Origin of the sequence: Streptomyces termitum (assembly GCF_014650175.1) — a bacterium.
Lineage (GTDB): Bacteria > Actinomycetota > Actinomycetes > Streptomycetales > Streptomycetaceae > Streptomyces > Streptomyces termitum.
Map to the genome: position 1 here is coordinate 1 of NZ_BMUL01000077.1, position 502 is coordinate 502.

1 protein-coding gene is annotated in these 502 nt (G+C 54.2%); it reads left to right on the forward strand.

The window, feature by feature from the left end; translation table 11 throughout:
- Window positions 1–502: hypothetical protein (locus tag IE219_RS32800; protein ID WP_189983755.1), on the forward strand; the 502-nt coding region annotated here is incomplete at both ends.

Here is a 502-nt window from a genome sequence, read left to right on the forward strand (position 1 = left end):
GGCGACTCGGGTGTATTCCAAACTGGAACTGACAACCCCTTACCGGCGTGTGGAAGGACGCCCGAACTGGGCCCAATCGACATTCCCGCATGGCTCGATCAGGCTGAAGGTTACGGACTTCCCGCGGCCTACGGCAATTTATCGGTCGTCGTTGATGCTTTCCAAGTCAACCGTGATGGCGGAGGTCCCATGAGTTGTGAATACAACGAGGATGCAACTGCCACTTCGTGGAAGCCAATGTTCATGACTCTTAATCAAGCTGGAAATTCAGGGATCCAGAACCAAGTCCGCTCCAACCAAACTGTTGTCATGAACTTTCCTGAGGGTGCTCAGTGCACAGGGGGATGGAGTCAAACCGCATGTATCGTGCGATGCCGCACCGGTGTCAATAAGAGATTTGGTGGATGCTTTGCCGTCAAATTGGCTGGTGCCGTTCCTACCGCCCTCACCACCATGGCCGCTGATTTGAACTCCACCGCGAATGTCGCAATCAAGGCCATAG